This window comes from Psychrobacter sp. AH5, assembly GCF_040371085.1.
In the GTDB taxonomy this organism is placed as follows: Bacteria; Pseudomonadota; Gammaproteobacteria; order Pseudomonadales; family Moraxellaceae; genus Psychrobacter.
The window spans coordinates 978,581-1,004,626 of the sequence record NZ_JAMBMT010000001.1; the positions used below are offsets into that span (position 1 = coordinate 978,581).

General features: G+C 43.2%; 18 protein-coding genes. 4 read left to right on the forward strand and 14 right to left on the reverse strand.

Going from position 1 to position 26,046, the window contains the following annotated elements; all coding sequences use genetic code 11:
* Positions 1-19: 19 nt before the first annotated feature.
* Positions 20-1,420 carry a replicative DNA helicase gene (dnaB, locus tag M0N77_RS04200; RefSeq protein ID WP_353103809.1) on the reverse strand — a complete coding sequence of 467 codons (1,401 nt, stop codon included), beginning with the start codon at positions 1,418-1,420 and terminating at the stop codon, positions 20-22.
* 302 nt (positions 1,421-1,722) lie between these two features.
* On the opposite strand from dnaB, the gene pdxA reads away from it, so the two are divergent.
* From pdxA to M0N77_RS04215, 3 genes are all read left to right on the forward strand, one after another.
* Complete coding sequence (gene pdxA, locus M0N77_RS04205) at positions 1,723-2,805, forward strand: 4-hydroxythreonine-4-phosphate dehydrogenase PdxA (protein WP_353103811.1); 1,083 nt, start codon at positions 1,723-1,725, stop codon at positions 2,803-2,805.
* Positions 2,806-2,980: 175 nt separating this feature from the next.
* Positions 2,981-3,871 (forward strand): 16S rRNA (adenine(1518)-N(6)/adenine(1519)-N(6))-dimethyltransferase RsmA, encoded by an 891-nt coding sequence (gene rsmA, locus M0N77_RS04210; RefSeq protein ID WP_353103813.1) that lies wholly within the window; start codon positions 2,981-2,983, stop codon positions 3,869-3,871.
* A 105-nt stretch (positions 3,872-3,976) separates the two neighbouring features.
* Positions 3,977-4,813 carry a symmetrical bis(5'-nucleosyl)-tetraphosphatase gene (locus tag M0N77_RS04215; protein ID WP_353103815.1) on the forward strand — a complete coding sequence of 279 codons (837 nt, stop codon included), beginning with the start codon at positions 3,977-3,979 and terminating at the stop codon, positions 4,811-4,813.
* Between the two features lie 124 nt (positions 4,814-4,937).
* Here M0N77_RS04215 and M0N77_RS04220 read toward each other — a convergent pair whose 3' ends face one another.
* From M0N77_RS04220 to M0N77_RS04255, 8 genes are all read right to left on the reverse strand, one after another.
* Positions 4,938-7,415, reverse strand: coding sequence for a site-specific recombinase (locus tag M0N77_RS04220; RefSeq protein ID WP_353103816.1), 2,478 nt, complete (start codon positions 7,413-7,415; stop codon positions 4,938-4,940).
* Between the two features lie 276 nt (positions 7,416-7,691).
* Positions 7,692-9,476, reverse strand: coding sequence for an acyl-CoA dehydrogenase C-terminal domain-containing protein (locus M0N77_RS04225; RefSeq protein ID WP_353103818.1), 1,785 nt, complete (start codon positions 9,474-9,476; stop codon positions 7,692-7,694).
* A 391-nt stretch (positions 9,477-9,867) separates the two neighbouring features.
* Positions 9,868-11,661, reverse strand: coding sequence for an acyl-CoA dehydrogenase C-terminal domain-containing protein (locus M0N77_RS04230; protein ID WP_353103819.1), 1,794 nt, complete (start codon positions 11,659-11,661; stop codon positions 9,868-9,870).
* A 314-nt stretch (positions 11,662-11,975) separates the two neighbouring features.
* A complete protein-coding gene (locus M0N77_RS04235; protein ID WP_353103821.1) occupies positions 11,976-13,196 on the reverse strand; it encodes an EAL domain-containing protein in 1,221 nt (406 codons plus the stop codon).
* 249 nt (positions 13,197-13,445) lie between these two features.
* Entirely contained in the window at positions 13,446-14,333 is an 888-nt protein-coding gene (locus tag M0N77_RS04240; protein WP_353103822.1) for a 16S rRNA (uracil(1498)-N(3))-methyltransferase, read from the reverse strand.
* 156 nt (positions 14,334-14,489) lie between these two features.
* Positions 14,490-15,398 carry a methylenetetrahydrofolate reductase [NAD(P)H] gene (gene metF / locus M0N77_RS04245; RefSeq protein ID WP_371834216.1) on the reverse strand — a complete coding sequence of 303 codons (909 nt, stop codon included), beginning with the start codon at positions 15,396-15,398 and terminating at the stop codon, positions 14,490-14,492.
* A 14-nt stretch (positions 15,399-15,412) separates the two neighbouring features.
* On the reverse strand, positions 15,413-16,837 hold the full coding sequence (gene ahcY / locus M0N77_RS04250; RefSeq protein WP_353103826.1) for an adenosylhomocysteinase: 1,425 nt from the start codon (positions 16,835-16,837) through the stop codon (positions 15,413-15,415).
* Between the two features lie 281 nt (positions 16,838-17,118).
* Positions 17,119-19,044, reverse strand: a complete 1,926-nt coding sequence (locus M0N77_RS04255) for a TonB-dependent receptor domain-containing protein (protein ID WP_353103828.1) — start codon at positions 19,042-19,044, stop codon at positions 17,119-17,121.
* Positions 19,045-19,544: 500 nt separating this feature from the next.
* Between M0N77_RS04255 and M0N77_RS04260 the strand changes: the two genes are divergently transcribed.
* Positions 19,545-21,566: a mechanosensitive ion channel domain-containing protein gene (locus M0N77_RS04260; RefSeq protein WP_353103830.1), complete on the forward strand. Its 2,022-nt coding sequence runs from the start codon at positions 19,545-19,547 to the stop codon at positions 21,564-21,566.
* A 30-nt stretch (positions 21,567-21,596) separates the two neighbouring features.
* Here the strand turns inward: M0N77_RS04260 and M0N77_RS04265 are convergent, their stop codons facing one another.
* From M0N77_RS04265 to M0N77_RS04285, 5 genes are all read right to left on the reverse strand, one after another.
* Positions 21,597-22,229: a DNA-3-methyladenine glycosylase 2 family protein gene (locus tag M0N77_RS04265; protein WP_353103831.1), complete on the reverse strand. Its 633-nt coding sequence runs from the start codon at positions 22,227-22,229 to the stop codon at positions 21,597-21,599.
* A gap of 65 nt (positions 22,230-22,294) precedes the next feature.
* On the reverse strand, positions 22,295-23,026 hold the full coding sequence (locus tag M0N77_RS04270) for a Smr/MutS family protein (RefSeq protein ID WP_353103833.1): 732 nt from the start codon (positions 23,024-23,026) through the stop codon (positions 22,295-22,297).
* A gap of 89 nt (positions 23,027-23,115) precedes the next feature.
* Positions 23,116-23,985: an indole-3-glycerol phosphate synthase TrpC gene (trpC, locus tag M0N77_RS04275; protein ID WP_353103835.1), complete on the reverse strand. Its 870-nt coding sequence runs from the start codon at positions 23,983-23,985 to the stop codon at positions 23,116-23,118.
* 46 nt (positions 23,986-24,031) lie between these two features.
* Positions 24,032-25,159 carry an anthranilate phosphoribosyltransferase gene (gene trpD / locus M0N77_RS04280; protein WP_353103837.1) on the reverse strand — a complete coding sequence of 376 codons (1,128 nt, stop codon included), beginning with the start codon at positions 25,157-25,159 and terminating at the stop codon, positions 24,032-24,034.
* Positions 25,160-25,205: 46 nt separating this feature from the next.
* Positions 25,206-25,829, reverse strand: a complete 624-nt coding sequence (locus M0N77_RS04285; protein WP_353103839.1) for an aminodeoxychorismate/anthranilate synthase component II — start codon at positions 25,827-25,829, stop codon at positions 25,206-25,208.
* Positions 25,830-26,046 lie beyond the last annotated feature (217 nt).

Here is a 26,046-nt window from a genome sequence, read left to right on the forward strand (position 1 = left end):
GCTAAATGTAGCGCTTTTATTATTCATCATCAAAAGTGACGCCTTGATAGTACTCAGGGGTCAAATTAGTAAAGCGGGTAAATTGTCCTTCAAAGGCCAAACGTATGGTACCGATAGGCCCATTACGCTGCTTACCGATGATAATCTCAGCCACGCCTTTATGATCAGAGTTTTCGTTATAAACCTCATCCCGATAAATAAACATAATCAAATCGGCATCCTGCTCAATCGCGCCGGACTCACGCAAATCCGACATAATCGGACGCTTATTAGGCCGATTCTCAAGACTACGGTTCAGCTGCGATAAAGCGATAACTGGACATTCAAGCTCACGGGCTAAGGCTTTAAGACTTCGTGAAATCTCGGAGATTTCTCCTACTCGGTTACCATCAAGATTAGGCACTTTCATTAATTGTAGATAATCAACGACGATAGCGCCCAAACGCCCATCATGGTTTTTGGCGATACGGCGACAGCGCGAACGCAGCTCTGAGGGCGGCAGCGCGGTACTATCATCAATATATAAATGCTTGGATTGCAAATGCTGAATGGCATTCATCATCTTTGCCCATTCATCCTCATTCATCTGTCCAGAGCGTAAATGAGTCTGATTAATCGCGCCCCAAGAGGACAGCAAACGCATCACGATAGACTCAGCTGGCATCTCCATCGAGAACACCACCACTGGTAGGTTTTCGTTAAATAAGATGCCTTCTGCTAAGTTCATAGCAAAAGTGGTTTTACCCATAGAAGGCCGCGCGGCGACGATGATTAAATCACCCGCTTGCAAGCCCTGGGTTTTATTATTCAGCTCAGTAAAAGGCGTTTGCAGACCAATCATGCCATCAGGATTGGATTTGAGCTCTTGGATTTTGTCGATGACATTGGTCAATACTGAAGTAATCCCAACAGGGCCGCGCTGTTCAGCCCGTTTATTATGCTGCTCATTAATACTAAAAATAGTCGCCTCAACGCTATCTAAGATGTCGCTGACCGATTGATCTTTTGGGTTATAAGCGAGGCTAAGCATATCATTGCTAGCGGTGATCAATTGCCGTAAAGTCGACAGCTCACGCACCCGCTGCGCGTAAGCGGTCAAATTAAATAAAGTCGCCGGACTTTGACTTAGGATATCGGCTAGATAACTATCACCGCCTGCGCTTTTGAGCAGCTTTTGTGCCTCCAGCCAATCGTGTACCATCACCGTATCATAAGGCTCATTGACCGCGGCTAAATGCGCAATCGCCGCAAAAATATGCTGATGACGCCCAGCATAAAAGTCATCTTTGGTGACAATCTCGGCAATTTTGTCATAAGCTTCTTCGATACTCATCAAAGAGGCCAGTAGCGCCTTTTCAATATCGATATTGTGCGGAGGCTGCTGATTGAGTAAGTCGTCGGTTTTGTCGTTATCTGCCATGAGTGCCTAATATTAAATTGAAAAACAATACAAAGTGCTGCAAAAACTACGATAAATTTTAAGTCGATGAGCTATAAATAAGCAAAGAGGGCGATCATAAAACGCAAAATAAAATTTAGCCTATAGATGCTACAATTAACAGCGAAGTTTAACACATTATGAGCTTTTTTCGGCTGTAGTCCGCAATTATATCTACCTTGACCAGTCGCTTATTATGGTATAAAGGACTTTTGATATAAAAACAGAAAATAATAATAAATGAAATAAAATCAATGCTATAAGTTAATAAGGATAAATATCTAATGCAAAAATTCCCTTTGCTGATCACTACCGGAGAACCTGCTGGTATAGGCATGGACATTGTACTAATGCTAGCTGACGCCGGCAGGCTAGAAGATTTTGCGCGGCCTATTTGGGTCACCGCTGACCATGAGGCGATGAAGGCGCGCGCTGAAGAGTTGATAAAGCCAGGCACCCTAAAAAGCTGTCCAAAATGGCAAAGCGTTGACTGGCAAAGTGCGCAGCAAGACTTAGACACTACCGCTATAGCGACGTTAGCTTCTCAAAATCAGCCTAGTCAAAACGCTTTTGTGTTGTTAAATACGCCTTGTCATACGCCGGTAGTAGCAGGGCGTATCGATACCAATAACTCAGCGATGGTGGCGGCGCAATTAACCCTAGCGCATAAGCTGGCTAGCAATAAAACCATTGCCGCTATCGTCACCGGCCCGCTACAAAAGTCAGCGCTAATAGATGCCGGTATCAAGCTGCCTGATGGCACCATGTTCAGTGGTCATACTGAGTTTTTTATGCAGCAAAGTGGCTGTGATAAAGTGGTGATGATGCTGGCTAACCAAGCGATGAAAGTGGCGCTGGTGACTATTCATTTAGCGCTCAAAGATGTCCCAGCGGCTATTACTCCAGATAACGTTCGGCAAACAGTACAGATCGTCCTTGATGATATGCGCGAAAAGTTCGGTAATGATAATCCGCGTATTTTAGTCTGTGGCCTTAATCCGCATGCCGGCGAGGGCGGTCATCTAGGTCTTGAGGAGATTAATATTATTAACCCCGTGCTGCAAGAGTTTATCGATAACGGCGTCAATATCTCAGAGGCGATGCCCGCCGATACTCTATTTACTACTAGGCATCTAGAGAATTGTGATGCGGTTATCGCCATGTTCCATGATCAGGGCCTCCCGGTACTGAAGTCACATGGCTTTGGTGATACGGTAAATTTGACTCTAGGTTTGCCTTATATTCGCACCTCAGTCGATCATGGCACCGCGCTTGATCTAGCAGGACGCGGCGGCGCTAATGACAGTAGTCTATATCAAGCACTATCTATGGCTAATGAGATGGCGGATAAGGCTTTAGCAACTTAAAGGTAGTAAGTTAGAAGTAAAACGTTGCAGGCCAATACAGCTCAATAATGAGCTGTGATATAATTATTTAACGATAACCTTTTGTAAATGACTTCTATAATGACACTTTGCAAGTCGCAGTGTCTTTTTAGAGGTTTTAATTTTACGCACTATAACTATTAATTAAGAATACTTTATGTCAAAACCCTCGTTCGATGCTCAGACCCTAGCGGCAAGCCTGCGTACTGCTAAGCACCAACCGCGCAAACGCTTTGGGCAAAACTTCTTGCATGATACTAGCGTTATTCGCCAGATTGTCGATAGTATACGTTTAGAGCGCAATGATAATTTGGTTGAGATTGGCCCGGGCATGGGCGCATTGACTGAGCCGTTATTAGCGGAGGTCGACGCGATGACGGTCGTCGAGCTTGATCGGGATTTGGCCGATAGCTTGCGCATTCGTATTGGCGCTAACAGCCATCCAAACTTTACTATTATCAAAGCCAATGCGATGGATGTCGATTATCGCAAGCTTTATAGCGAAGAAAAAGGCAAACTGCGCGTGGTAGGCAATCTGCCTTATAATATCTCAACGCCAATACTGTTTCATTTATTAAGTTACGCTGATGTCATCGAAGATATGCACTTTATGCTGCAAAAAGAAGTCGTTGAGCGTATTACCGCTGAGGTTGGCAGCAAAATATATGGCCGTCTGTCGGTTATTATGCAGTATTACTGTAATACGGATTATCTGCTGACTGTGCCACGCGGCGCTTTTAATCCACCACCCAAAGTGACTAGTGCGGTATTTCGCTTGACTCCTCATATCAATAAACCCGTAGTAGCAGAAGATGAAGAGCACTTCGCTATCGTGGTACGCGAAACTTTCAATCATCGCCGTAAAACACTGCGGGCTATTTTTAAGCAATCGACTTTGTTGCCGACTTTGAGTGAAGATGATTTTGCTGCTTGTGCTATTGACCCGCAAGCGCGGCCTGAGACTTTGAGTGTCAGCGACTTTGTCACGCTTAGCAATCGCGCCAAAACGTTAACGGCAGAGACGGAAGAGTCGACTAATGAAATTTAGTCATTCAAAATAATGGCTCACTGCTATCTACTAAGGCTATCTGTCAATCTTAGCGGCTAATATTAGCTACGAATATCAAAGACAATTATCGGATTTTGAGGCTTTATGAGTTTTCGTCACCAATATGTCATTGGCGATCTACAAGGTTGCTATGATGCTTTTCAACAACTGCTAATCACTTTAGATTTTGATCCTAATCAAGATAAATTATGGTTTGCCGGCGATATAGTGGCGCGTGGTGAAGATTCGCTAAATACTTTACGCGATGTCAAAGCGCTGTGTGAGCGAGGCGCTGCTGCAACTGTCCTAGGCAACCACGATATCAACCTAATCGCTGTATGGCGCGGCGCGGCGAAACTTAAGAAAAAAGATAAAACCGCACCTATTTTTATGGCAGAGGACAGCGATGAGCTATTAAATTGGCTGCGTCATCAGCCAGTTTTGGCTTATCCAGACGAGCAAACGGTGCTGGTTCATGCTGGCATCCCTCCGCATTGGACTATTGAGCAAGCGGACGGCTATGCCAAAGAGTTAGAAGAGCAGTTGCAAAGTAAAAAGAAAAAATTAGATAAGCTGCTACCACATTTATATAGCAAAACCGCTGACGCTTGGCATGAGGATATCAGTGGCTATACTAGATTGCGCGCTATTGCCAATTACTTTACGCGTATGCGCTTGTGCAAGCAAGATGGTAGCTTGGAGTTTAGCTTTACCGCTAGTTTGGATGAGGCTATGCCAGAGGATTTTATGCCTTGGTTTAGCTGGCAAGTACCGCGTACTCGCAAGATAATCTTTGGTCATTGGGCGGCGCTCAAAGGAGCAGTCGATTTACCGCATGCCCGCGCGGTTGACGGCGGCTGTGTTTGGGGCAACTATTTGTTAGCTTATCGTTTAGGTGATGGCAAAGTTATCACCTCAAGCGCTCACTGCCCCAAGCCTTAAAGGCCATTTATATAACAACAAGTGGTATAAGAAACAAGCGCTCAAAGAGTAGCCTAAACCACTTTCTCAGTGACAGAACAACTGTTATTCAAGCTGTCTAAATTATCCTTATTAACTAAGTCAGTTAATAAGGTAATTTAGGCGGCTTTTTCGGTTTAGGTAGCGGTGTTTTGGCATTAGCTTTTTCTTCTCCATCAATCATAGTTGCTGACTGCTGGTTCTTATTGGTTTGTTCATATTGAATATCATTGCTATAAGGCACGCTATTAAGCTCTTCATCATTTAGTCCATCATCTAAATCGACAACTTTTTTCAGCGCGGTAGCCGTATTGCTTGGAGCGCTATTAGTTGAAGAGCTATTACTTGAAGGACTAGGCGTTGATTTGTTTTCAGTAGCTAAAGACGTAGCATGCGCCTCGGATGGCCGATTATCATAATGAATATCAGTGTTTTGTTTGGCTACTGATTGAACAATCTCCGGCGATATTTTAACATCGGATAATCGTCTTATCACATAGTTACTAGGCATAGCATGATTGCTTTTTTGTGCTGAGCTATCCTCAAATATCATGTGACCTTGTCTATCAATACGAGCATAACTCATCGGTTTAGGACGTGGCCAAAAAAAGTCAGAAGGATGGCTGATAACATGACCAAAGACAAGCCGTGTGAGTCGACCCCATTCAAAGAAACGTACCTCTTTTGAGCGCAGTGCCACAAACAAAGCTAGCGAAAAGCTCACCATCAAATTGACGATACCTATCAGTGCTACCCCAAGGATAGAGACCAGTATCAATGACCAACTGATATCCACTGCAGCAATATTGAATAAGCCATGCGCAAGGTTAGCAGAGGCAAAAGCAATGTGGCGAATATCGATAGGTAAGCCAAAGATATAACCAATAGTTGCGGTACTACCCAAAAATACCCCAAATAAAAAGTTACCCATGATAGCGCCAAGGTTGGCTTCCACAAAACCGCCTAAGCGAATGAGCCAAGACTTAGGTAATAAAAATTTGAGTAAGCCATGGCGCTGAATTCGAGCCCCTATATTGTTATAAACGGCTAAATTATCATAGTAACCAGCAATGAGACCGGATAAAAATAAATAAACCCCAGCAATAGCCGCGTGAGGTAAGGCTAGAGAGCGAAACGGGTCAAGGTCATGTAGTAGGCTGGCCGCTTTATTATTATCAATCATGGGCACGCCGCTGTACTGTAACCAAGCAAAAGAGATGAGAAGGGCCACTGGCATCGCCAGCATAATATTACCCATGATCGCAATAAACTGTGTGCGTAAAATATCGACGACTAATTCAGACAATTTAGTGAGCTGATGAGATTTTTTGCCGGAGCCATCTGAGATAGTAGAGGCAATGGCTGCTGCGGTCATCGCTGGCTGTTTGGTCGCAACCGTGCCATGGATGACGTGAATAAAGACAAAGCCTAAACCATAAATCATGCTGTTAACAAAGGCGCGGCCTATCGGTGCCAAAGCAAGATGATAAGCCGATATTTTCAAAGTCGCCATAAAGGCAATGACAAAACCGCCAATTGAGGCTTTTTTGAACATTTTTTGATAGCCCGCTTTATCGGTACTAATATAATGCTCGCCAACGCGGCTAGCGTTTTCAGTGACTTTTTTGGATAGTAGCTTAGTATTATTGTCGATCAGGTAGCTAATACTGTAACGACGACTGGCCGTTTCAATAAGCGCTTGAATCAGCTCAATTATCGCACGATCACGCTTTTGCCCATCATCTGAGACTAGCTTGGTCAAAATTCGAATACGCTGCAAACTTTGCTCAAGGCGCATCATCATATTGGTCAGACGGATAGAGATACCGGTCTTATAAATACGTTTGCGGATGGTCGTCACTACATCCTCACACTGCTCTAACATGACTAGGAGCGGCGCAGAATCTACCGCTTGCTCAGGGGTGATATCCGTTAAAGTATCTAGCTCATGGGCTTGGCGATATTGATTGACAAACAGTACTGCTTCTTGGTTTTGCGCCACAAAAGAGGCTGAATAGTTCAGTATTTGTGGATAAGACTCCATCAAATCAGGATGTAAACCGATACCGCTGACCCGATAAGATAAAATAATAATGGCGTTTAATATACTGTTTTTGGCAGTTGCGACTAAGTCTAAATGCTCTTCTTTGACTTTGAGCAAACCCACTAACTCATCCCATTTATCCTTTTCGATATTAGCAAGCCACCGCTCATCCGTCTTTTTATCAAACAGATAGCCGACTAATTCAACCACAGAATCCTCTTGTGGCAACAAAGGTAAAAATCGATGGCCTATCAAACGCCGTAAACTACTAAAAAACCCATGGTCTGACATGATGCCAGTATCAGTATATAAGGCAATTTGGCGATACTGAATAATAAGCTTTAGCACAAAGCTTGCCAGCCCATCACCATACTCTGGATGCTTGCGTAATAGATCAATGAGCGTTTGCATATTTTGATTGGCGAGGGCAGGCTCTTTATCTGTCACCCGCAGCTCATCGACCAAGCGCTTGAGTACTGAGGGCTCAGGAACATCGCTTAAAGCGGTGATCTGCTGTAAAATACGTTTTATTTCAGACACATCATACCCTTGATTATTTTTATATTTTGAGTCGTTATCTTAAAAGCAGTGCTTATGCGCCGTTTGAGAATATTAAGAATGAGTTAATAACATTGAGACATTTTAATCTGAACCCGTTATTTACGGTTAATTATTTTGTTAGCAGTTATTTTGCTCATCTGCCAACCTCTCTAGCTCTGTCATTAGCTATAAAATACTTTGCACAAAAAAGAGGACAGTGCGTAACTGTCCTCTTCGCTCATAATATAAGATTATAAATGATTCACCATTCGCTTATTAGCTATTAGCGACAGCGAAATAATCAAGATCAAAATTCATCATCGGGTCGCTACCTGCTTCTACCATCTGCACATGCGCGTCGATGCGCGGCAAGATACGACCAACAAAGTAATCGGCAAGTTTGGCTTTATTGGTATAAAACTCACCTTCTTTGCCATTAGCCGCTTCAACCATCATGGCAAACATGTACGAGTAGCATAGATAACCAAAGGCATGCATGTAGTCAACCGCGCAGCCGTTAATCTCGTTTTTGCGCTCACTGATATTAGCCAATACGGTATTGGTTAGACTCTCAATCTTATCAGCCGCCTCTAAGGTCGCTTGCTTAACGCCGTGCTCTGCCTTCATATTATTAACGAAGTCACGAATCTCACTCAAGAAATGAGCAATGTATTTCCCATTATTACGCGCCACTTTTCGGCCCAATAAATCTAATGCCTGAATACCATTGGTGCCTTCATAAATCTGGGCAATACGTGTATCACGAACGATCTGCTCCATACCCCATTCGCGCACGTAACCATGACCACCAAAGACTTGCTGGCAATCAATGGTTGCCTCAAGCGCTTTATCGGTTAAAAAGGCTTTGGCTACTGGCGTCAATAATGCTACTCGAGCCGCTGCTGCTTGAGCCACTTCTGGATCATCGCTGAATTTTTCGGCATCAAGATTTTTTGCCACATACATCGCAAAGCAGCGTGACGCCTCAGAGTTTGCCTTAGCATTGAGTAACATGCGGCGCACATCAGCATGGTGGATAATAGCATCCGCTGGTTTTTCAGGGCTTTGTAGTTGAGTATCGCTACGACCTTGACCGCGATCATTGGCATAGATAGCGGCGTTTTGGTAAGCCAGCTCAGAGCCGCCAAGACCTTGTAAGCCCATAGTCACGCGCTCGTAGTTCATCATGACGAACATGGAAGATAAGCCAGTATTTTCGGCGCCAACCATCCAGCCTTTGGCGTCATCAAAATTCATCACACAAGTGGCTGAAGCTTTAATACCCATTTTATGCTCAATAGAGCCCACCGCTAAGGTGTTACGCTCACCTAAGCTGCCATCTTCATTGACCAAGAATTTGGGTACGATAAATAATGAGATGCCTTTTGAGCCCTCTGGTGCGTTTGGCGTTTTGGCTAATACTAAATGAATAATATTCTCGGTTAAATCATGCTCACCGCCAGTAATGAAAATCTTGGTACCAGAGATATTATAGCTACCATCATCGTTAGGCACGGCTTTGGTTTTAATAATACCTAAATCGGTACCAGCATGCGGCTCAGTTAGGCACATGGTACCGGACCATTCACCGCTGTACATTTTTTCTAAATAAGTCTCTTTTTGCTCTTCACTGGCCGCAGCATTCATACAAAGGGTAGCGCCAACGGTAAGGTTAGGGTAGAGGGCAAAAGATTGGTTAGCGGTAAAGATCATCTCTTCGGTCAGCATAGTGACCATTTTTGGAAATCCCTGACCACCATATTCAGGATCGCCGCTTAGTCCTACCCAGCCTGACTCAGCGTATTGCTTATAAGCTTCTTTAAAGCCAGTAGGTGTGGTCACTACGCCGTCACCTTCAAAAGTTGCGCCTTCTTCATCGCCAGTACGGTTGATTGGCAATAAGACGTTTTTGGACAATTTTGCCATCTCTTCTAAGATCATATCGACTGTGTCCATGTCAACGTGAGCAAGCTTATCATTACTTTGCCAAAACTCATGGGCACGAAAGACGTCGGTTAAGATAAAGCGCATGTCATTAAGCGGAGCATTATAAACAGACATAAGAAATCCTTTTATTCAAAAGTAGTAAAAATTGGTGCGAATATAAGTAGCAAGCTTAGCTTGTCATCTACTAACGATAAGCTTTGCAGACTAAGTCGATATAGTTAATATTAAAATAGTTAAGCAGTCACAATAAGCAAAGTTTAGCAAATTCGTGCATTATCATGTGTGTTTGTTCGTGAATAGTGGGTGCACCAAAAGTTCAAAATCAGCCTTGTGGTCTTTAAATAGTGCTTAAGGGCCTGATTTTCTGATAAAGATTAGCTAATCAGTCGCTTGCTACTATCATAAAATAGACTGCAAAAAAAATCGGCAACATACCTAAGTATATTACCGATATTTGCATGCGCTAAAATTCTAGATAAAAAAATTATTGCATTATAAAGCTATATTAAAAAGCAAATTGCTCAACATCCATACTCATGTAAGGTTCAGTACCAGTGCTGATACGCTGGGCGTAAGTGCTAGTACGTGGTAGCAATTTGGTGAAGAAGAACTGCGCCGTCTTCACTTTAGCATCATAGAACGCTTTTTCGCTATTACCATTAGCAATCTCAGTTTGCGCGATCAAAGCCATACGCGCCCATAGATAAGCTTGAGTGACATAACCACTAAAATACATATAGTCAACCGCTGCGCCGCCTACCGCTTGTGGATCTTTTTCAGCTTGAGCAGCAATCTCTTCGGTCAACTCGCCCCATTGCTTGATGTGCTTCACGAGTGGCTCAATAAATGGAGTCATATCGCTATTGTCTTTATTGGCTTCACAAAAATCGCTAATGACTTTGATAAAGTTGGCAAGCAATTTGCCTTTTGAGCCTAAGATTTTACGGCCAATCAAATCAAGCGATTGAATCTGCGTGGTGCCTTCATAAATAGTAGAGATAGTAGAGTCGCGGACGTTTTGCTCTAAACCATACTCGGTACAAAAACCGCTACCGCCCATGACTTGTACACCATGACCTGCTGCCTCTAAACCGGTCTCAGTCAAGAAAGCTTTACCGATTGGCGTTAATAAAGAGAGCATCTGATTGGCATATTCTTGTGCTTCGCCTTCACCTTTAGCAACGATATCAGCGAACTGCGACATATAACCGATAAGCGCGCGGCCACCCTCAGCAAAAGCTTTGGTAGTTAATAACATATCACGAACCGCTGGATGTACAATGATAGGATCGGCAGGCTTGTCTGGATATTTAGCGCCCTCTAATGAGCGAAATGCTAAGCGATCAGTAGCAAAAGCTAGGCCGCCCTGAAAAGCGAACTGAGCGGCAGCAACGCCTTGGATCGCCGTACCGATACGCGCCACGTTCATAAAAGTAAACATAGCGTTTAGGCCGCGGTTTTCTTCGCCGATCAACCAGCCAATAGCGCCATCATAATTCATCACACAAGTCGCTGAGGCTTTGATACCCATTTTGTGCTCAATAGAACCACAAGAGACAGCATTACGCTCGCCTAAGCTTTGGTCGTCATTGACCAGGTACTTTGAGACCACAAATAAAGATAAGCCTTTAGTGCCTTCTGGCGCATTTGGCAGGCGCGCTAAAACGATATGAATAATGTTCTCAGACATATCGTGCTCACCTGCTGAGATCCAGATTTTGCTGCCTTTGATGCTATAACTACCATCCTCATTAGGCTCAGCTTTGGTGCGCACTAAGTTTAGATCAGAGCCACACTGCGGCTCAGTCAAACACATCACTCCAGTCCATTCGCCTGAGACAAGTTTTGGTAGATATTTATTTTTTTGCTCATCAGTACCGTGATGCTCAAGGGTTGAGACGCAGCCTTCTGATAGCCCTGGATACATGCCAAACGACCAGTTTGCTGTACCCATAAATTCAGAAATAGCTGAATTGAGCGACATAGGCATGTTTTGGCCACCGAACTCTTCTTCAGCGGTTAACGAGGTGAAGCCAAGCTCGCAGTACTGCTTATAAGCTTCTTTAAAGCCTTTAGGCGTCGTGACTACGCCGTTTTCAAAGTGACAGCCTTCAGCGTCACCGCTTTGGTTTAGTGGTGATAACTCGTTTTCAGCAAAACTTGCTGCCGTTTCTAAATAGCTATCAACGATATCGGCTTCGATATGGGCATATTCTGGTAGTTTTTGAAAGTGAGCGGTGCTATCTAAAAGCTCATGCATAACAAATTTCATATCACGAATAGGGGCTTTATATTGCATGGTATCCTGTCCTTTTTTTTGATATAACCAATGACGGCCAATAATCGGAGCCGTTATTTAATCATTGTTTAGTAAAATTAAATTTATCGAGTGTTATTTATCAGACTCATAAAAGATAGGCTTTCATAAACAATTATACAAGTTTTGAGCTAGTACTGATAAGTCATGAACCTGGCTTGCAACCGTTATAGGCTAAGCATCATAGCTAAATTTGTCATTGATAATAATAAGGTTTTAGCCTGTTATTTAGCTAGTTTAGGACTTAGTCAACCAAAACTCCATATCGCCTTAGCTATTAAAGTTTAGAGTTTTTGTTATTGGAGTAGCTGCGTCGCTGCCTTTGCACTGACAGGACGACCTAGCCAATAGCCTTGACCGTATTGACAGCCCATCTGTTGTAGTAGCCTATATTGCTGCTCAGTCTCAATTCCTTCAGCGACAGTTTGCATCCCTAAAGCTGATGATAGGTCTAATATAGCTTTGACAATAGCTTGTTGAGTTTTATTTGAAGTTAGCTCTGAGATAAATGTTTTATCAATTTTTATAAAGTCAAAAGGATAATCTTGTAAGTAGCTAAGCGAGGAATAGCCTGTGCCAAAATCATCAAGAGCCAAGCAAATCTTGGACTGTTTAAGCTCAATAAGCCGCTGTTTTATATCCTCGCCGCTTGGCATTAGTGAGGATTCTGTCATCTCGATATGTAGTCTATAAGGGGCAATATTATAGGTATCTAACAATTGACTGACGGTTTTATTAAAATCAGGATGGCTAAATTCGCCAGCATCAGCATTGATACTGAGATACTGAGGTAGTTCCATAGCCTGCCAGTCAGCTAATAGCTGAGCGACCTGTGCGGATAATTTGCAAAATAAAGCGAAGGATAAGTCGTAGTAAACAATCTCATCGATAAAATGTCTTGGCGATAGTAGGCCGCGAGTCGGATGCTGCCAGCGTACCAATGCTTCAAAGCCAACGATAGTATCGGTATCTAGTCGATATTTTGGCTGATAAAAGGCTTCAAATTCGTCATTAGCAATAGCTTGACTGAGCACAAGCTGTCCTAAGCTCAAACCAACTAATGGGTTATCAGCTAGACGCGTGAGCTGTGAAGGTTGAGAGTTGGACTCAAAATCTACTGTTTTTTGCGCTACTAGCTTATTTGATAGTCTGTTTACTGAGCCCACAAAAAAGGACTTTTTATTAATAATGAATCGCTGGAAAACAATAGTATAGTTAATAATTTGGCCATCTCTTCTAGGTAAAGTAAAGCTTTGCTCATAGATGTCGTTATTGTCTAAGCGCTCATTGAGTTTTTTTAGCAGTTTAGCTTCATAAGCTGTCAAAAATTTAATAGCAAAAATGCCAAAAGGTTGACCTAACAAAATAGCTTCACTGTAGCCTGTAAGCTTTTCGTAGGCGTCATTGATTGATAGATAACGTTTATCAGCATCCAAAATAAAGATAGCTTGATTTGAGCGCTCGCAATAGTGCGCTAACAACTGATTTTTATTAGACGAAGATAAAGGGGTAAACACAATTTTATAGTCCTTTTAATTGCGACAAAACATTTGTAGCTTATTATCATTATAACTAAACAATACTCACCAATAATCACTATAAGATAAACAGACTATTATTGTATTGTAGCTTGCAAACCCAAATAAAGTCTGATTTGTTTATAAGTATATCTTCTAATCAACTTATTTTATTTTAATAAAGAGGTTTTTAGTACACTTTAAGCTATATATGGAACTAAGAAGTTAAGAAGTTGAGAAGTTAAGAAGTTAGTATGCCGACAGTTGCGACAAAGCTTGTAGAGTAGCCAAAGCTATCACTGGCGCAGTCTCGGTACGCAATACTCGCTCTCCTATTTGCCAAGGCAAAAATCCTTGTCGCTCAGCTTGCTCGCATTCCTCTTTACTCAAGCCGCCCTCAGGGCCAATAAGCAGCTCAAGGTAGGGCTCGTCTTTAGCCAGTACCGATTTGAGAGCAGTGGGCATTTTGGGTTGATCTTTTGCCGGTACACTCAATTGTAGACGCAAATCTGCTGAGCTATTGAGTATCTGATAATAATGGTCATGGCTCAGTATAGAAACTATAGGGCTGACGACACTAGCTAAGGCATGGCTATTTGCGGTGTGGTCCTCTTTTATCGCATAAGACTCTTGAGATAACCACTGATTAAGCGGCATAGGCGCTAAGATCAGCGGTGGCCGATTGAGTCCGCATTGCTCGCAAGCAGCAATCGCTATTTGTTGCCAATGAGCGAGTTTCTTTTCTACTTGCGCCGGTTTTAGGTTGACCTCGCCGTGCTGACTGCTAAGCAGCTGAATTGCAGTCACGCCAAGCTCGGTTGATTTTTGAATGGCATAGTCCATACGCTCGCCGCGGCTCACCACCAAGCCAATTTTAGTGCGAATTGGGGCAGTACGATTGTCATCATGATAAGAGAGTAGAGTGGCGGTTGCTTGTTTTTTACGGATACTTTGTAGCTGAACTTGATACTCGCCGCCAAACCCGTCAAACAATATTCCTTTATCATTAATATTAGCTCGCAGCACTCGGCACCAATGATGGGTGATAGCTTCGGTCAACTCCACACTATCGCCAAGCGCTCGCGTGCTAAGCTGTGGATATTCGTCAGTATTGGTGGCATAAAAAAAACGTCGCACGTTAGCTATTTCCCGTCGTTGGTCAAAATGTTTATGGTAATGTGTTTTATAGTATAAAAAAGCCAAAAAAAACTGGCACTCCTAAGAGCACCAGTCGATTATACTTTTTTAACCCAATATAGCAATCAACAGACTACTAAGTATAAAAAGAAGGTTTTATACTACTAAAGTCTCAGAGCTCAAAGTTTGAACAGCTGTTTGAGCAGCCAAAGTTTCAGAAACTAGGCCTAAAGCTTCAACCAATCGCTTGTTTGGCTCAACCTTGTTCATGCTATAAAAATGCATAGCAGGCACGCCCTCAGCAATCAAACGCTCACAAAGACGATAAACGACCTCAAAACCAAACTCACGAATGGCTTTGCGATCATCACCAAAGTCCGCTAACTGCCTACGCACATAGCGCGGAATATCAGCACCGCAGCTATCGGCGAAACGCACAAGATTACTTGAGTTAGTAATCGGCATAATGCCAGCTACCAAAGGCTTTTCAGCAGTATCGATACCGCGCAGCTCAAGAGCATCACGCAGGTACAGATAACTATCGGCGTTATAAAAGAATTGAGTAATCGCTGAATTAGCACCCGCTTTATATTTATTGACTAAGTTATCAATGTCAAATAAAAAGCTCTTAGCTTGTGGGTGCATCTCAGGATAAGCGGCAACTTCGATATGGAAATGATCACCTGAATACTCACGGATAAATTTGACTAAATCCAAGGCAAACGGTAGCTCGCCCATACCTACCTGACCTGAGGGTAAGTCGCCACGTAGCGCTACTAAACGATCGATACCCAAGCCTTTATACAGATCAAGTAGCTCAGCAATCTCAGCTTTATCGTCACCGATGCAGGAGATATGCGGAGCCACTGGCGTATCGCTGCGCTCAAGTAACGCCTGAACGATATTTAAAGTACGATCACGAGTCGAGCCGCCAGCGCCATAAGTCACTGAAAAATAAGTCGGAGATAACTTATTAAGCTCATCAAAAGTAGCGATTAGCTTCTCATGTCCTTGCTCAGTTTTGGCAGGGAAAAACTCAAAGGAGAAAGCAGGCTTACTCATAATCACATTCCTCAGGTTTAATATTTATATTCTTCAGGTTTGAATGGACCCTCAACAGGTACCCCTAAATACTCAGCTTGCTTGTCCGTCAGCTTCGTCAGAGTACCATTAAAGCCCGCTACCATGGCCGCGGCAACTTCTTCATCAAGCTTTTTGGGCAGCACTCTGACATACAAGTTATCAAAACGCTCATCGACCGGCAGATCTGCGAACTTCTCTTCAAAGAGATACATCTGCGCCAGTACTTGGTTGGCAAATGAGCCGTCCATCACGCGTGAAGGGTGACCGGTAGCATTACCTAAGTTGACCAAACGACCCTCAGCAAGCAAAATCAGATAATCGTTTTCATCATCAGAGCGGAAGATTTGGTGGACTTGTGGCTTGACTTCACTCCAGCGCCAGTTGTCACGCATAAACTGCGTATCAATCTCAGTATCAAAGTGACCAATATTACAAACTACCGCGCCAGGTTTGAGCGCTGCTAACATGTGCTTATCACAAACATGATAGTTACCCGTGGTGGTGACGATCATGTCAGTATCTTCTAGCAGGCGAGTGTTGATGCTATCGCTGCCGCCGGTGTTGTCGCCGTTAATGTATGGTGATAATACTTCATAACCGTCCATACAAGCCTGCATGGCACAGATAGGATCAATCTCAGAGATACGTACAATCATGCCTTCTTGACGAAGGCTTTGCGCTGAACCTTTACCAACATCACCATAACCGATTACTAGCGCGCGGCGACCGGCGAGGAACATATCAGTACCGCGTTTGATAGCGTCGTTTAGGCTATGACGGCACCCGTATTTGTTATCATTCTTTGACTTAGTAACCGCGTCATTGACGTTGATAGCTGGTACTTTTAGCTCTCCTTGCTTTAGCATATCGATCAGACGATGTACGCCAGTGGTAGTTTCTTCAGAGATACCATGAATGATGTCCAGCATTTGCGGATAGTCATTATGAATAAGCGCGGTCAAGTCGCCGCCGTCGTCTAGGATTAAGTTGGCATCCCAAAGCTGGCCTGACTCTTCGCCATTGACATGGATTTGCTGACGTAGGCACCATTCGTACTCTTCTTCAGTCTCGCCTTTCCAAGCAAATACCGGAATACCAGCAGCAGCAATAGCAGCGGCAGCATGATCTTGGGTTGAGAAGATGTTACAAGAGGTCCAGCGCACTTCAGCACCAAGCGCTATCAAAGTCTCAATAAGCACCGCAGTTTGAATAGTCATGTGGATACAGCCGACGATTTTAGCGCCTTTGAGTGGCTGATCGGCCTCATAGCGACGACGCAAACCCATTAGGGCTGGCATTTCAGCTTCGGCAAGAGTGATTTCGCGGCGACCGTAGTCTGCAAGACTAATGTCAGCGACTTTATAATCAGTAAAAGTGGGATCGAGGGTGTGGACAGATGGGATGTTAGACACTGCGTCCATCATATGCTCCTATTGTTAACAGATTTATGATAAAAATAAAACGCAGGTGCCGTTGTTCATGCTTTTGATAAAAAGCTACCGAGCCTAACATAACTGATTATTGTTAATAATAAATTATGGTGCAACACCTCTCGGAGGTCGTTATTGTAATATATGCGCTGCAGATTGTCACCTTTTGGCTGTTATTATAATGATAAATAGCTATTTTCTAATATAAAAAAGGCCATCAAATGATAGCCTTAATTATTGATAACGTAAGTTTTAATTGGAGCTAGACAAGCTTATTTCCAGTTATAAGTTAGCGAGGTAAAGAAGTTGATGCCATCTTGGTTATAGCGAGTACCAAAGCTCTCATTAGTCGTGTAGTCTTGATTGGTTAAGTTCTCAATACGGCTATTGACTGTCAGATTAGGGTTTAGATAATAATTGCCACTTATACTAAATAACGTGTAATCGTCCATAAAGGTATCATTGCTGACAGAGGTATAGATCTTGCCGACATACTCTGCTTCTAGTCGAATATCATAGTCTAAATCTTGATAACCAATGTATGCGAGTGCGGTATTTTCAGGACGATAAACTAATTGCTTGCCTTTGTTATCACCTGAGCGCTCTTCTGCATCAGTATAAGTATAGTGACCACCGAACAATACGTTATTTAGTTGCCAATCTGACGTTAAGCTATAGCCTGATAATTTTGCTTCACTTATATTTACTGCTTTAAATTTGTTGGTAGCAGGATCAAAAGCATTATTAATAAGACCATCGACATCACTTCTAAACCCTGTAAGACGCGTGGTTTGTATAGCGGTATTAGACTCTATAAATGCTTCTAAATTATCACTTTTTTCGACGTCTAAGTTTTCGTTAGGTACATAAAAAGAGCTTTCTACATACAAATCATTCAATGAGGGCGCTCTATAGCCAGTAGCAAAGCTGGTACCTACACGCAAGCTTGGCAGTATTCTGAAACCATAACCAATACTATAAGTGGTTTCATTGTCAAACTGAGAGTTATCATCGTAGCGGATATTAGCTTGAAAGTCATGAACGTCTTTATTAACTTGATACCCTAAAAAACCACTTTTGATAGTGCGATCATTGATCTTATAACTGTCCGTACCATTTGCTGGTGTATTATCATCAATGTCAATCTTCTGCTTTAGCCATTCTGTACCAGCTTGTAATTGACCGACAGGCAGCTGATAGATACTTAATAGATTGGCTTGTCTTTGTTCAGTTTCAAACGCATCACCAACATTATTATCAAGCTTATCTAAGCTACTACCGACAGATAAGCGCAGGGTCAAATCGTTTTTATCGTATTCTGAAAAGATAGATACTGCGCCATTTTCTTGATCAATCTCTGCATCTGCTACATTGGTAAAGTTATCAAACTCAGTTTTTGATTTGGCATACAGTCCAGTTGCGCCAATACGAACATTATTTGTCACAGGCATACTAGCATTTAAAGAAAAGTTATTACTTTCAAAACCATCATCATCTCTATTAGCACCAGTGGCATTTTCAATAGCACTAATGCCTTTAGTTTGATTACGGCTAGCAGACAAGCTAAGACTTGCACCTTGCTCATTAGCAAATTGCGCCGCTGCACCGTATAGATAATGATCGTTAGAACCAACACCAGCAGTGACTGAATAGCTCGTCTGATTCGTATTTGAGCCTTTAGTAAAAATCTGAATAACACCGCCCATGGCATCTGCGCCATAGATACTAGAACCTGAAGCACCATATAATATTTCAATACGTTCAATTTGCTCAGCAGGTAGTAGCGCTAGAGTAGGTTGACCTGTCGACATAGAGCCGTAGCGTATGCCATCGATTAATACGAGCACTCTCTTACTATCATAACCGCGAACATAAAAGTTACTACTTTGACCCAAATCGCCATCTTGCTTGATATTAAACCCAGGTTGACGCTTTAAGACTTCTATTACACTTTGTCCTTGATAGCGCTTTAATTCTTCCCTATCGACAACGCGAGTTTGGGCAATAGTATTGCTAATCTTAGTTGGCGTACGCGTAGCCGTTACCACAATTTCATCAAGCTGAGTTTGCGGTAGAGTATTCTCATTAGTTAAGGTTTGCTCAGTAGTCGCAGCAGTTGCATTTATGGCACATAGGCCAAGCGTACTCAAGATACATAGTCGTAGGTAGGTGGTCGAAGAGGGAGCCGAAAAGAGCATAGTGTGTTCCAGTGTTATAAAACCAAAAAAAGGATAGAAACAAAAAGAAGAATACGTAAAATAAAAGCGACTAATCATAAAATAAGGGATAAAAGTAGCCTCAAGATTTATAAGAGATTAATATTTTATCGTAACTATAGAAGTGTATATTTATAGGGCGCTTATTATTGCTGAATTATAACGCTTTGCAAGCGCTTTTAAGCTAATGATTATTCATCGTAAGCTGAGCGTTCCTCAGCCTAGCTTAGTGTTTGTACTGCTGTCATTAACCTTAATAAATTTTCAAAAAACTTTGGAGCGATAATAAGATGAAATTTTACTCTTAAATTTTAGTAGCAATTTATTATCAATACAGAGATGCTGATTGCTAGGCTAAGCAGTCAGTTATAAAAAGCAGGCAAACACTATTAATATAGAGATAAATAGTTGTTATCATACCGTCAGTTTGTGTTTTACTAAATGCAGCTTAATCTTCAACTATTTAAATTATGAGGCCTGTTTTGTCAATTGAGCGTCACCTAGAGTCAAGTACCGTATCAGCGTCATCGGCTAAGCTGTCTACTATCGTTACGTTTTTATTAGCGGTTTTGACAGTGCTATTATTTTCAGCGCCAGTCCTAGCGGCCGATGCAAGCGTGCTTGGGGTAGGAGGAAGCGAAAATACTGAAGAGGCGCGGTCGCCAATTCCAGATTCTTTTGGCCGCGATACGCCAAGACAAACGGTACAAGGCTTTTTGAGTGCTCTGGGAGAAAACGATTATCTACTAGCTAGTAATTATCTGAACTTATCTAAATCAGACAATCCCACGCCTATTGTGCGTCAGTTCAAGCAAGCATTGGATGCTGGTGGCCGTTTTCAGCCTGACTTACAAATCAATAATACCCCAGAGGGTAATTTGGCCGATCAGCTACCTCCCAATCAAGAAAAAGTCGGTAGTATCAATATTAACGATAAAAACGTCTCGCTAATATTAGAGCGCGTAGTCGCTGATAATGGTAAGCAGTATTGGCAATTCTCGAGCAGCACGCTAAGCCTAGTCCCAGATGTCATTGAGAATACTGAGCCGACATTGATATCGCGCTATACGATGGAGAGTTTGGAGGACGAAAAGTTTTTTGGCTATCAGTTGGCTGACTTGGTGGCTGCTATTATGTTAGCGGTTGGCAGCTTTGTGCTCACTTATGTCGCTGTATGGTTGTGGTATCATTTTTTGCGCGTGGTTTACCCCCGAGTGCGCGGCGAGCCGTTACCGCTACCTGACAAAATCATTTTGCCATTATCAGTGGTCATCATGGCGCTGATACTCTCTGAGGTCATGGTTTATGCTGGCGTGTCAGTGACTCTACGCGAGCCTATCAATCGCTTTACTGAGATTGCCTCATGGCTGGCTATTACTTGGTTGTTGCTGCGCATTGTCGATGTGCTATTCACCCGCGCGGTCAATCTAAGCTACAAAAAGAACTACATTGAGCGCGTGTCTATCTTAGGTCTTATGCGCAAAGTCACTAAGGCTCTATTATTGATATTTGCCGTCATCGTTATCTTCGGTAATTTAGGTTTTGACTTAACTACTGGTATTGCTGCGCTTGGGGTGGGTGGTTTAGCTTTAGCGCTTGGTGCGCAAAAAACTATCGAAAACTTAGTAGGTAGTGTGGTGGTAGTAGCAGACTCGCCGGTTAGAATAGGTGATTATTGTAAGTTTGGCACCTATGAAGGCACGGTTATCGATATCGGCATTCGCTCCTCACGAGTGCGTACTTTGAACCGTACTGTGGTGACCGTGCCCAATGGCGACTTCTCATCAATGCAAATTGAGAACTTTACTTCGCGCGATATGTTTCACTTTTTGCATAATCTGTATATTAAGCGCAGTGCTGATATTAATGTCATCTTTGCGATGGTCAATGACTTAGACACCTTACTAAAAGAGCATGAGCTGACTAATAAAGAGTGGAATCAGGCGAATATCTTAGAGCTGCGTCAAGACTGCTACGTCATCCAGCTGAGAGCTTATGTCAACTCTTTTGATGTGATAGAGTTTTATGATAAGCAAAATACACTGCTGGTAGATATATTAACCAAGGTCAAAGACTATGACGTTGAGCATGCGCTACCAACGCAGCAATTGATCGTCAATAAAGGACAGCTTGAGGCTCAGTCAGAAACCAATACGCCAAAGACTGATCCTGCTAAAGAGACTGATTCTACGGCAGCTACCACAGCTTTTGAGCCTAATGGCAATGCTGATAACGATACTGATGTCGATACTAATATCGCGATTAACAATAATACCGATATTGGCAGCGGTGTTAACAGCAATTCTACTGTTGAGACAAAATCTACTGAGAAGCAAAATAATAGACTCAGTGATAATAAAGCGACTAAAGCCAAAAATGATAAGGTCATTAATCCTAATAGATCTAAACAAATCACAGCTCTTCGATTAGCTAAGCGCAAGTTTAAGCATAGTAAAAAGAGCTTTAATCTGTCGATATGGAATCAGCCATGGAATAAACCTTAGTAAAGTAATCTATTAAGAGTGTATATTTTATCAGACAGGTATAGCTTGTTTTTGGCGTAGCCAGCCGTAGTGTGCCCATAATAATAAACTAGCAGCACTACGATAAGGCGCCCAAGGCTGCGTAGCTAATTGTAGCTGTTTTGGGGTAGGGCGTTCAGTTAGCGCCAATAATTGCATAGCGGCTACTCGAATGGCTAAATCATCAACGGCAAGTACATCGGCACGACCTAAAGAGAACAGCAAGTACATCTCAGCGGTCCAGCGGCCTATGCCAGTAACTGCCGTCAAAGTGGCGATGACCTCGCTATCACGCATGGTCTTTAGAGTAGCGTAGTCAATATCATGGGCAGCTAAAGAGCGAATATAGCGTATTTTTTGTCTGGAGAGTCCGTGTGATTTTAAGCACTCATCATCGGCCTCACTAATCGCTGACGGGGATATCAGATTGGCATCACTGAGCTTTTGCCAAATGCTGCTGGCTGCCGCGACAGATAACTGCTGACCAATGATCGCCCGCATGAGTTGCTGAAATCCGCCTTTATTACGCCGTAAATCTGGTACGCCAACTTGCTTGTAGATTAGCGCAAACTTAGGCTCTATTGTTATTAGGGCTTGAATATGAGTGTTTAGCTCGGCTTTATTTTGGATAGTTTTTATACTCATAGACTTCTCTTTTAATCATAAAAAAGGACCGCGCTATGCAGTCCTTTCTTTCAAAATCTTATCCGTTACTCAGCATCAGCTTTAGGCTTTTTGAGCAGTACCAATACCGCGCCGTTGCCGCCATCTTTTGGCGGTGCTGAGCAGAATGCTAGTACTTCTGGCAGCTGACGTAACCAACCATTGACGCAAGTTTTTAAGATCGCCTCGCTTCCTTTACCATGGACGATTTTTACTACTGTTTCGTTATTTCTTTTCGCTTGCACTAGTAATTGTGTCATAGCAGTGCGCGCCTCCTCAATAGTACAGCCGTGGATATCGACCGCATCATACCAGCGCAGCTTACCTTGCTTTAATTGAGAAAAGACCTTGTTTTGTAGGGTAGGCTGCTTATAAGACAAGATAGCTTCGCTCGCTACAGGATTTAGTAGCGCCTGCATGTCAGAGAGACCAGTGCTTAGATCACCATCTTCATTGCCTTGAGCGGCGGCGCGTTTGGATAAAGTGGTGGCGTCAGGTTTAGCCGCTTTATTGGCCTTTACTGGCGAGCGCACATTTTTGTCTTCTAGCTGCTCGACCCCATGCATCGCTTGCATAAACAGCACTTTGTCATCATCGACGTGTTCGCTACCGAGCTGCTTGACGGTTTTTTTGACTTGTTTTTGGGTGGGTAGCGAGACCGGCTCAGTAGGCTTTTGATTTTCGCCCTTTGGGCTATTGGTATCACGGCCTTTGCTAAGTTGGCCTTTTAGCTCTTTGAGCTGATCTTGCATTTCTTTAGAGAATAGAGAGTTTGCCATAAGAATTTACGTATTATTAATGAATGATGAAGTAAAAGTTGTATTGATTGACTAGCGCTTTTTATCGGTTATAGGAAGAGGATTATACTCTACCTTTGTGTGGCCACGTCTGCAAGTAAGGATTGTAACGCTTGGCCTGGATGATCGGTTTTCATAAATTGCTCACCGATTAAGAAATGATGGATATCGTTATCTAACATCAGCTTGATATCGGCAGCGCTATGAATACCGCTCTCAGTTACAATAATAGGCTCTAAGTCTAAATCCTCAGCCAAAGCTGCAAGCAAGCGATCTTTTAAGGTTAAGGTATTTTGTAAATCGACCTCAAAAGTGTTGAGATCACGGTTATTGATGCCGTAGATATTGTGCTCGGAGCGCGGCAGTTGCAAAGCACGCTCAAGCTCCTCGCTGGTATGCACCTCAATCAGCACATCCATGCCCAGCTCAATACTCAAAGCATGTAACGCTTTGGCTTGGCTGTCATCAAGACAAGCCATAATCAATAAAATACAATCGGCACCCAGCAAATAAGACTGATAAATCTGATAGCTATCAATCATAAAATCTTTACGTAATACTGGCAAGCTTGCAGCATTATAGGCCTGTAATAAATACTTATCATCGCCTTTGAAGTACTCTTTATCAGTCAATACTGAGAGACAAGTAGCCCCTGCTTGCTGATATTGCTGTGCAAATAAATCAGGCGAGAAGTTATGATTGATCACGCCTTTAGAGGGCGAGGCTTTTTTGATCTCAGCGATGATACCAATGTCAGCTGCACGTAGCGCCGCAGCAAAACCGCGACGGGGGCTTTTGTCTGCTAAAACTTTTGCTTGTAGACTCTCTAAAGAAAGCTGTTTTTTTGCCGCGGCTACTTCTTGATGTTTAGTAGCGACAATGCGCTTTAGCACGGATGGGATTTCGGTATTTGCTTGAGTTGCTGTTGAATGAGAGGTCATAATTTTATCCAAAAAGAGAGGCTTTATAAGTCATGCTTTATAATGTTTAAGCTTTTGCGGCGAGCTGCTGCGTATAAGCCGCTAGCGATTCAAGCTTTAATAGAGCGCTACCATTTTGAATGACCTTTTGCGCTCGGCTAACACCATTGGGATAGTTGCTAGCAAGTCCTGCGGTATAAATCGCCGCGCCTGCATTGAGCGCGATCATATCACGAGCTTTGAGCACCGAGCGATCATAAGTATCCTCCCCTGAGAGGGCTGCACGTATCAGCTCCAAGCTTTGTTCAGGAGAGTCGACATCAAGGCCAATTAGCGTTTGCGATTCAACCCCGGCATCCTCTGGCATCATATCAAAGACCGTTATCTCGCCATCTTTTAATTCAGCAACCGTGGTAGAGGTGGCAAGGCTAATCTCATCTAAGCCGTCTTTGGCACCGACGACCATCACGTGCTCGGCGCCCAAATTTTTCATCACTTTAGCGATAGGCTCACAAAGCTGCGCGGTAAACACCCCAATCACTAAATTGGGCACGCCAGCAGGGTTGGTTAATGGACCTAAGATATTGAAGATCGTCCGCGCTTTGAGGTCGCGGCGGATAGGGTTAGCGTAGCGCATAGCGCTGTGATGATTGGGCGCAAACAAGAAGCCGATCCCTTCATTCTCAATGCATTCGCGCGTTTGTTCAGGGGTTAACGCTAAGCTAATACCTGCCTGCTCCAATAAGTCTGAGCTACCAGACTTAGTCGAGACGCCGCGGTTGCCATGTTTAGCCACTTGCGCGCCTGCCGCTGCTGCTACTAAGGCTGACGCCGTTGAGACGTTAAATAAATTAGCGCCATCACCGCCAGTACCGACGATGTCGACCAGATAATCGCACCCTTTAGGCTCGATATTTGCCGCTAAATTGCGCATCGCACTCGCGGAGGCAGTAATCTCATCGATAGATTCGCCTTTCATGCGTAGCCCGGTCAAAATAGCGCCCATCATCGCATCACTGCATCTACCTTGCATAATGATTAGCATCACCTCGTGCATCTCATCAAAGGTTAGATCAATATGCTGAAAGATGCGCTCCAAAGCTGAGGTGAGCAGCTTGTGTACTTGCTCATCGCTCAGCTGAGCGATATGCTCTGGGGTACTTTTTATATTCTCTGTAATTTGCGTAGCGCTCATACTGTCTCACTTATCATTTATTATTATGTTTTATACTTTTAAGGTCTTATCCTACTTGCGGCAATTCATCGACCGCCAAAACTGCTAACTGATGGCTTTGCAAAAAGTTATTTAACAGCTGATAACCGGCGGCGCTTAAGATAGACTCTGGATGGAACTGTACGCCTTCGATAGCAAACTGCTTATGACGCACGCCCATAATCTCCTCAATGCTGCCATCCTCATTTTGAGTCCAAGCCGTCATCTCTAAGCACTCAGGCAAACTCGCTTTGTCGATCACCAAAGAGTGGTAACGAGTGAACTGTGAGGGATTGGCTAAACCGCTAAACACGCCTTGATCATTATGATGCACCGCCGATAAACGGCCGTGCATTACTGCTCCGGCTTTGACCACTTGTCCGCCAAAAGCTTGACCAATGGCTTGATGTCCTAAGCAGATACCGAGTATGGGAATCACGCCCTTAAAGGTGTCAATCACCTCAAGCGAGATACCAGCACGATCCGGATCGCAAGGCCCTGGGCCAATAACGATGATATCGGGAGCTAAGGTTTTGATCTGCTCAATAGTGGCCTGATCGTTACGCCAGACGGTGATGTCCTGCTGTAGCTCACCGAAGTACTGTACGATGTTGTACGTAAAGCTGTCGTAATTATCGATCATTAAAATCATCAGGGTTTACTCGTCTAAAAGGTGACTGTTTTTGCTAAGCTTGGCTAGATTTGCCTTTATTGAAGCTTTGCTATCTTACCATTATTTAACACGCTATCAAGCTTCTAGCGTTGATAAGCAGCTACTAGCTTAAGATTTTATCAAGAATAGACCATTATTGATAAAGGTTTTGGCTAGCAAACTAAGCACCGTTTTGTTGCAAAAATAAAAACAGCAC